The following is an 8,169-nucleotide window of genomic DNA, read 5'->3' as shown; positions in this document are numbered from 1 at the left end:
TGGCGCCTGTGGCCCTCTTTGAATGCGCGTCGCCGCTCTGCGGCGCTCGCCGCAGACGAGGAGCGCATCTAAAGCCCCGCCGGGCGCAGCGCGGCAAACCCAAATTCACAGCTTCTTTACAAAATTATCTATGATTCTACATAACTACAATTTATATTATAGATGATTTATAACTAAATAAGAGACGGGAGGCGAACGGCGCAATGGAACCTGCGGAGTTTAAAAACCAGGTCTGGGCGCTCATGCGGGACATCACCGACCGGATGAACGGCGTGTTCCATCCGATCATCGACCGCTACGGGCTGACGATCATGCAGATGCGGGTCCTTTTTGAAATCCGCCGGGAGGACGGATGCACGGTCAGCGGGCTGAGCCGGCGGGTGTGCGCGGCGGGAACCAACGTCTCCGCGCTCTGCAAGCGGCTCGAACGCGAGGGCCTGCTCGAACGCTCCCGCGACCCGCGGGACGAGCGGGTGGTGCACATCACGCTGACCGGGGAGGGCCGCCGGACGGTCGACGAGGTCGACGCGCTTGTCACCCGCGCCTTCCCGCTGCTGAACGAGGAGGACGCCGAGGTGATCCTCGACGGCATGCAGAGGCTCAGCCTCCTGCTCCAGAAGCGCGATTCCATTCAAGAGAACCCCTGACCGGAAAGGATGATTCATATGCAGGAACAACCGAAAATCCCGAAAAAACCGCTGTTATATTATGTCGTCATGGTCATGCTGGTCATGATGCTGCTCAACATCTTCGTCTTCCCGCTGCTGCTGCAGCCGCGGGTCACCGAGGTCGATTACGGCACCTTCATGAGCGACGTGGAGGCGGGCAAGGTCACCGAGGCAAACCTCGATGACGGGTACGTCTACTATGCGATCCCCAATGAGAAAAATCCCAAGCAGACGGACCTCTACATGACCGGGCAGATGCCGAACGACACCGGGCTGGTCGACCGCCTCTATGAGAAGGGGGTCAAATTCTCCAACATCGTGCCGGAAAAGGCCTCTCCCCTGATGAGCTTTCTGCTCACCTGGATCCTGCCGCTGGCCGTTTTCGCGCTGATCGGGCAGTTCTTCATGCGCTCGATGCAAAAGCGGATGGGCGGCGGAGGCAACGCGATGACCTTCGGCAAGTCCAACGCCAAAATCTATGTGCAGGCCCAGACGGGCAAGACCTTTAAGGACGTGGCAGGCGAGGACGAGGCCAAGGAGGCCCTCACCGAGATCGTCGACTTCCTCCACAACCCCCGCAAATACGCGGAGATCGGCGCAAACCTGCCCAAGGGCGCGCTGCTTGTGGGCCCTCCCGGAACGGGCAAGACGCTGCTCGCCAAGGCGGTCGCCGGAGAGGCGGACGTCCCCTTCTTCTCGATCTCGGGTTCCGAGTTCGTCGAGATGTTCGTGGGCATGGGCGCGGCCAAGGTCCGCGACCTCTTTAAGCAGGCCAATGAAAAAGCCCCCTGCATCGTCTTCATCGACGAGATCGACACGATCGGCAAAAAGCGCGAAAGCGGCGTGATGGGCGGCAACGACGAGCGCGAGCAGACCCTCAACCAGCTGCTTACCGAGATGGACGGCTTCGACGGGCGCAAGGGCGTCGTCATCCTCGCCGCCACAAACCGCCCCGAATCGCTCGACCCGGCGCTGCTGCGCCCCGGCCGGTTCGACCGGCGCATCCCCGTCGAGCTGCCCGACCTCGCGGGCCGCGAGGCGATCCTGCGGGTCCACGCGCAGGACGTGCGGACCGAGTCGGACATCGACTGGGGCGTGATCGCCCGCGCGACCGCGGGCGCCTCGGGCGCGGAGCTTGCCAACATCGTCAACGAAGCCGCGCTGCGCGCCGTCAAATACGGCCGCACCCTCGTGAACCAGAGCGACCTTGAGGAATCGGTCGAGGTGGTCATCGCGGGCTACCAGCGCAAAAACGCGGTCATCTCCCCGCGCGAGCGGGAGATCGTCGCCTACCATGAGATCGGGCACGCGCTCGTCGCCGCCAGGCAGACCGACTCCGCGCCGGTCCACAAGATCACCATCGTGCCGCGCACCTCGGGCGCGCTCGGCTACACGATGCAGGTGGACGAGAGCGAACGGGTGCTCATGTCCAAGGAGGAGGCCTTCAACAAGATCGCGACGCTCACCGGCGGCCGCGCGGCCGAGGAGGTCGTCTTCCAGTCGGTCACGAGCGGCGCCTCCAACGACATCGAGCAGGCCACCAGGCTCGCCCGCTCAATGGTCACCCGCTACGGCATGAGCGACGCCTTCGGCATGGTCGCGCTCGAGACGGTCCAGAACCCCTATCTCGGCGGCGACGCGTCGCTCGAGTGTTCCGCCGAGACGGCCGCCCGCGTCGACCAGGAGGTCATGGGCATCATCCGGGAGGCGCACGACAAGGCCGTCAAAATTCTCCGCGACAACGAGCCCAAGCTCCACGAGCTGGCAAAATACCTGCTCGAAAAGGAGACGATTACCGGCGAGGAGTTCATGCGGATCCTAAACGCGTGACCCCGCCCGACTGTGAGGAACCAGACCGATGCGATGGATTACCAACCTGATCCCGATCCTCGTCTACACGGTGCCCGCCGTGCTCATCGCGATCTCGCTGCACGAGTTCGCGCACGGCTGGGCGTCGTGGAAGCTGGGCGACCCCACCCCCCGGGCGACCGGGAGGCTCTCCCTCAACCCGCTGCGCCACCTCGACCCGATCGGCACCCTCTGCCTGCTGGTCTTCCACTTCGGCTGGGCAAAGCCGGTGATGGTCGACCCGCGCTACTATAAAAACCGCAAAAGGGGCATGGTGCTCACCGCGCTGGCCGGGCCGGGCATGAATTTTCTGATCTCTCTCGTCTGCACGCTGGGCATGGGGCTCATCCTCAGGCTCACGGGCGGCTATGTGGGAGCGGTCGTGCGCTACATCTACTACCTGCTCTTCTACACCTCCGCGATCAGCACCGGCCTGGGGCTCTTCAACCTCATCCCGGTGCCGCCGCTCGACGGCTCCAAGGTGCTCGGCGCGGTGCTGCCCGAGGACAAATACTTCGGCTACATGCGCTACGAGCGGTACGGCGCGCTCATCATGATGGTGCTGCTTTTCACCGGCGTCCTCGACCAGCCGCTCGCCTTTTTGAGCGACGGCCTAAGCGATTTCTTCTGGCTGATCGCGGAGGCGGTCTTCCGCCTCTGAAAAGCTTCGCCGGCCTTCTCGCACCGAGCCGCAGCGAGGCGTGTCGGAGGCCAACCGCCCAAAGGGCGGCTCTTAGGCCGTAGATAAGGCCGCGGGTGAGAAAATGCCCGGCGTTCCGAATGGAACGCCGGGCATTTTCGAGGGCGGAGCCCTTCGCGTCTTTTTCCTGAGAAGCGCATGTTCTTTACTTCTTTCTTTTGCAGGAGAAAAGAAAGAAGGCGCGCGGGGCGTTCCGCCCGCTGCGGCGAGCGGCAAAGGGGCGCTTTTTAAAAAGCCCCTTTGCCCCCGAAAACGTTTAATGATTGGCGCGGCGGTAGATCTCGTAGGCGTCGGGCGCGTCGAGCACCCGGAAGGTGCCCACCTTGCGGGTCCCGCCGTACATGCAGTTGACCGCGAGTCGGTGCAGCACTTCGTCCGGCTGCGTCCCGATGCCGAGCTCGCCGAAGCAGGTCGGCATCCCGAGCGAGCGGAAATAGTCCACCGTCGCGTCGATGCCCGCGCGCGCCGCCGCCCGCTCGTCGGCGTTTTCAATGCCCCAGACGTTTTTCGCGTAGCGCGCGAACCGCGCCGGGTTCGTCTCCCAGCAGTAGTCCGCCCACGAGCCCCACACCGTCGAAAGGCTCGCGCCGTGCGCCACATCAAACATCGCGGACAGCTCGTGGCCGAGCTGGTGGGGCGCGAAATCCTTGACGCCGCCCAGCCCCGTCAGGTCGTTGTGAGAGAGGCTCCCCGCCCACATGAGCTCGCTCATCGCGTCGTAGTCGTGCGGGTCCCGGACCGCCGCGCGGCCCTTTTCGATCGCCACCCGCAGCACCGATTCGGCGATCTGGTCGCTCAGCTCGTTGCCCAGGATCGGGCAGAAATACCGGTCGAGGGTGTGCATCATGATATCCACCACGCCGCACGCCACCTGGTAGACGGGCAGCGTGAAGGTGAGCTCCGGATTCATCACCGCAAAGCGGGGCCGCACCAGATCGCTGCCGAGCCCGCGCTTCTCCCCCGTCTCCTCGTCGGTCAGCACCGACGAGCTGCTCGTTTCGCTGCCCGCCGCGGAAATCGTCAGCACGACCCCCACCGGCGCGCAGCCCACGGGGACCGCCTCCCGCGTCCAGAACCTCCAGATGTCCACGCCGGGATTGCCCAGCCCCAGCGCGACCGCCTTGGCCGTGTCGATGACGCTTCCGCCGCCCGCCGCGAGCACGAAATCCGCCCCGAACGCCCGTGCCCGTTCCAGCGCCTCGCGCGCAAAGGCGAGCCGCGGATTGGGCTTGACCCCGCCGAGCGCCTCATGGGCGAGCCCCGCCGCCGCGAGGCTGCCGGTCACCCGGCCGATCAGCCCGCTTTTGACCGCGCTGCCACCCCCGTAGAGCACCAGCACCCGGCTGCCGCCCAGCTCCTTTACAAGGGAGCCCACCTGCGTCTCCGTCTCTTTCCCGAACACCACGCGCGTCGGGGAGTAGTAGGAAAAGCTCTGCATTGCCAAACCTCCTCAATCAGATATGCCGTCCCTGTCATTGTAGCCGCGTGAAAACGGGATGTCAAGCGGGCCGCGGGGGCGCCAAAGGCGCCGGAAGCGGCCCGGGCGGCGGCGGGGCCGCGCGGCGCGCCCCGTTCGCGGCCGGTTTCCCGAAAGCAAAAAGGCGGGCGCGCGGCACGCAGGCGCCGCCGCCCACCCCGGATCAGCCGCGCCGCCAGGTGGTCGGCATCAGCAGCGCGAGGATCGGGAAGATCTCCAGCCTCCCGATCAGCATGTTGGCGGTGAGCACCAGCTTGCTGAAATCGGAGAAAGCCGAATAGTTGCCCATCGGGCCGACCAGTCCCAGCCCCGGCCCGATGTTGTTCAGGCAGGCGAAGACGGCGGTCACGTTGGTTTCAAAGGAAAAGTTGTCGAACGACACGAGCAGGGCGGAAACCGCGACGATGATGCAGTAGACCGCCATATAGGCGTTGACCCCGTAAAGGGTGCCCTCGTCGAGGATCGAGCCGTCCATCCGCGCGAGCTTGACCGAGCGGGGGTGCAGCATCTTCCACACCTCGTTGCGCACCGACTTGAAGAGGATGATGAGACGCGCGGTCTTGATGCCGCCGCCCGTCGACCCGGCGCAGGCGCCCAGCACCATGAGCAGCACGAGCAGCGAGCGGGAAAACTCCGGCCAGAGGTTGAAATCCGCCGTGGCGAAGCCGGTGGTCGTCATGATCGACGACACCTGGAAGGCCGCGTGGTGGAGCGCCTCCCGCACGGACGGGTAGAGGTGGGAGATGTTGACCGTCACAAGCGCGATCGACCCGAGCATGATGCCGAGGTAGACCCGCAGCTCCTCATTGAAGAACGCCTTGGCGAACTCCCGGATGAGCAGCAGGTAAAAGATGTTGAAGTTGATGCCGAAGACCGCCATAAAGACGGTGACGACCGTTTGCAGGTAGAAGCTGTATCCCGCCATGCTGTCGTTCTTGACCGCGAAGCCGCCCGTACCGGCGGTGCCGAACGCGGTGGTCACCGCGTCGAAGAGGGGCATGCCCCCCGCGAGCAGCAGGACGATCTGGAGCAGGGTGAGCGCGACATAGATGCCGTAGAGGATCTTCGCCGTCTGGTGCATCTTGGGCACCAGCTTGCCCACCTGCGGGCCGGGGCTCTCGGCGCGCAGCAGATGCAGCGACGCGCCCGAGCCGCGCGTCATCGGCACGATCGCCAGCAGGAAGACGAGCACGCCCATGCCGCCCAGCCAGTGGGTGAAGCTGCGCCAGTAGAGCAGCCCCATCGCCATCGATTCCACCTCGGTCAGGATGCTCGCGCCCGTGGTGGTGAAGCCCGACACCGTCTCGAAGACGGCGTCGACATAGCTTGGAATGCCCCCGCCGAAATAGAAGGGCAGCGCCCCGAAGAGGGAGACGACCACCCACACGAGGCCCACCGTGACGAACCCCTCCCGCGCGCCGAACGAGCGGTTTTCGGGGCGCTTCCACGACCAGGGCACGCCCACGAGGAGCAGGGCGCCCATCGCGATCAAAAAGCCGGTCGCCGCGGCGTGTTCCCCCTGGTAGAGCGAGATCGCGAGCGCGGGCGCCATGAAGACCGCCTCGAGCCGCAGAATCCGCCCGATGAAATATGCAATGATCCGGTAATTCATTCCGCCATTTCCTCCCGCGCCGCCGTTTACTGCACCGCCGCCAGCCGCTCGGGCGCGTCGGCGAAGATGTCGTTGAGGTCGACGATCATCCGGTCGGCGGTCGTCACGACGATCAGCGTATCCCCCGGCTCGATCGTATCGTCGCCCTTGGGGATGATGATGCGGCCTTTCCGGTTGATGCAGGCGATGAGGATGTCCGGCTTGAGGGTGATCTGCTGGAGGGTCTCCCCGAGGTGCCGGGTCGAGGGGCTCGCGAGGAATTCCAGCGCCTCCACCCGCTCGTCCACGATGCGGTGGAGCGCCAGCACCGAGCCGGTGGTGTTCTGCATCGCGCGCACATAGCGCACGATGTCGTTGGCGCAGAGCAGCTTCGGGCTGATGACGCTGTCGATCCCCTTGTCGCGGATGACCTCGGTATATTCGGTGCGGTTGATCTTGGTGACCACCTTGGGGACGTGCAGGTAGTTGGCGAACATCGAGATGAGCAGGTTCTCCTCGTCGATGTTGGTGAGCGTCACGACCGCGTCGGTCTGCTCAATCCCCTCGGCGCGCAGCACCGCCTGGCTCGAGCCGTCCGCGTGGACGATCTGGGCGCGGGGCAGCAGCTCGGCGAGCTGGTTGCAGCGGTCCTCCGACGTCTCGATGATCTTGACGCCGATGCCCGCCTCCTCCAGTTCCCGCGCGAGGTAGTAGGCGATCCGGCTGCCACCCACGAGGATGGCGTTGCGCACCTTGATCTTCTCCAGTCCAAGGTGCTTGATGAGCGCCGTCAAATCCTGGGTGGGCGCCGTGACATAGAGCTTGTCCCCCCGCTGGAGCCGGAAGGAGCCGTCGGGGATATAGACGCGGTCCTCCCGCTCCACGGCGCAGACGAGCACCTTGACCTTCGCGATCTTATACAGCTCGTTCAGCCGCTTGCCGCTGAGGATGCTCCCCTCCCGCAGCACGATCTCGACGATCTCCGCGCGCCCCTTCGCGAAGGAATCGCGCTTCAAAAAGGTCGGGAACTGCAGCAGGCGGAAGATCTCCTTTGCGGAGGCGCGCTCGGGGTTGATCATCATGCTCAGCCCCAGCTCCTCCCGCAGGAAAAAGAGCTGCTCAACATATTCCGGGTTGCGCATCCGCGCAATCGTATGCTTGCAGCCGAGCTTGCGCGCGATGATGCAGCAGAGCAGGTTCAGCTCGTCCCCCGACGCCGCCGCGATCAGCAGGTCGCTGTTCTGCACGTCAGCCGCCTTCTGCACCCGCAGGCTCGCGCCGTTGCCGTGCACCGCCATGACGTCGAAGATCTCCGCCGACTCGCGCAGCACCTGGCGGTTGTTGTCGATCACCACGATGTCATGCCCTTCCTTGGACAGGCGTTCCGTCAGCGTGTATCCGACTTTTCCGTCGCCTACTATGACAATCTTCATCTTTCCGTTTCGCCCCTACGCAGAGATTCCCGCGGCCGTCACGGCCGCGGGCACCCCATCTTTATAGTATCTTTAGCTTTTCTTAACTTCGCTTTAATGCGATCTTAACACAAATGACAGCGTTCGGCAAGTTTTGCGCGGCTTTTTCCGGTGAATATTTGCATCCTGCCAATAAGTGGCACGCAGGGGCTGTTTCCCCACCGGAAAACCGCCCCTGCGGATGTTCCTTTTTCTCTTGTAAAAAGGAACCGAAAAATACGCCTGAAGGGAAAAGCGTTCCGCGCTTTGCGAAGCGCGGCGGGGGGGGGGGGGGGGGGGGGGGGGGGCCGCCCCAGCGTAGGGCGCGCGGGGCGGGGTCGCCGCGGGGGGGCGCGGCGACGCACGACTGGGCGCCGGGGACCGCGGCGATGGCGGCCTTCTGGACGGGCAGGAACATGCCGTAATCCATGTTC

Annotated in this window: 6 protein-coding genes; 3 read left to right on the top strand and 3 right to left on the bottom strand. The window is 64.6% G+C overall.

Going from position 1 to position 8,169, the window contains the following annotated elements; translation table 11 throughout:
- The first annotated feature begins 203 nt into the window (after positions 1–203).
- From NE609_RS16045 to NE609_RS16035, 3 genes are read left to right on the top strand one after another with little or no spacing between them, the layout of a single operon-like run.
- Positions 204–647 (top strand): MarR family winged helix-turn-helix transcriptional regulator, encoded by a 444-nt coding sequence (locus NE609_RS16045; RefSeq protein ID WP_101552699.1) that lies wholly within the window; start codon positions 204–206, stop codon positions 645–647.
- An 18-nt stretch (positions 648–665) separates the two neighbouring features.
- Entirely contained in the window at positions 666–2,498 is a 1,833-nt protein-coding gene (ftsH, locus tag NE609_RS16040; protein WP_370867180.1) for an ATP-dependent zinc metalloprotease FtsH, read from the top strand.
- Between the two features lie 28 nt (positions 2,499–2,526).
- Complete coding sequence (locus NE609_RS16035) at positions 2,527–3,177, top strand: site-2 protease family protein (RefSeq protein WP_256153096.1); 651 nt, start codon at positions 2,527–2,529, stop codon at positions 3,175–3,177.
- 295 nt (positions 3,178–3,472) lie between these two features.
- Here NE609_RS16035 and NE609_RS16030 read toward each other — a convergent pair whose 3' ends face one another.
- From NE609_RS16030 to trkA, 3 genes are all read right to left on the bottom strand, one after another.
- A complete protein-coding gene (locus NE609_RS16030) occupies positions 3,473–4,654 on the bottom strand; it encodes an iron-containing alcohol dehydrogenase (RefSeq protein WP_256153095.1) in 1,182 nt (393 codons plus the stop codon).
- Positions 4,655–4,856: 202 nt separating this feature from the next.
- On the bottom strand, positions 4,857–6,305 hold the full coding sequence (locus NE609_RS16025) for a TrkH family potassium uptake protein (protein WP_256153094.1): 1,449 nt from the start codon (positions 6,303–6,305) through the stop codon (positions 4,857–4,859).
- Between the two features lie 26 nt (positions 6,306–6,331).
- Positions 6,332–7,717 carry a Trk system potassium transporter TrkA gene (gene trkA, locus NE609_RS16020; RefSeq protein ID WP_256153093.1) on the bottom strand — a complete coding sequence of 462 codons (1,386 nt, stop codon included), beginning with the start codon at positions 7,715–7,717 and terminating at the stop codon, positions 6,332–6,334.
- Positions 7,718–8,169 lie beyond the last annotated feature (452 nt).

Origin of the sequence: Anaerotruncus sp. DFI.9.16, assembly GCF_024461615.1 — a bacterium.
GTDB lineage: Bacteria > Bacillota > Clostridia > Oscillospirales > Ruminococcaceae > Anaerotruncus > Anaerotruncus massiliensis.
Note: the sequence above shows the minus strand (reverse complement) of the source record. Positions and strands in the feature narration are given on the sequence as shown.

Excerpts from the sequence above, each read along its gene's own strand:
- NE609_RS16035 (WP_256153096.1), top strand. The coding sequence starts at position 2,527 with ATGCGATGGATTACCAACCTGATCCCGATCCTCGTCTACACGGTGCCC.
- NE609_RS16030 (WP_256153095.1), bottom strand. The coding sequence starts at position 4,654 with ATGCAGAGCTTTTCCTACTACTCCCCGACGCGCGTGGTGTTCGGGAAA.
- NE609_RS16025 (WP_256153094.1), bottom strand. The coding sequence starts at position 6,305 with ATGAATTACCGGATCATTGCATATTTCATCGGGCGGATTCTGCGGCTC.
- trkA (WP_256153093.1), bottom strand. The coding sequence starts at position 7,717 with ATGAAGATTGTCATAGTAGGCGACGGAAAAGTCGGATACACGCTGACG.
- ftsH (WP_370867180.1), top strand. The coding sequence starts at position 666 with ATGCAGGAACAACCGAAAATCCCGAAAAAACCGCTGTTATATTATGTC.
- NE609_RS16045 (WP_101552699.1), top strand. The coding sequence starts at position 204 with ATGGAACCTGCGGAGTTTAAAAACCAGGTCTGGGCGCTCATGCGGGAC.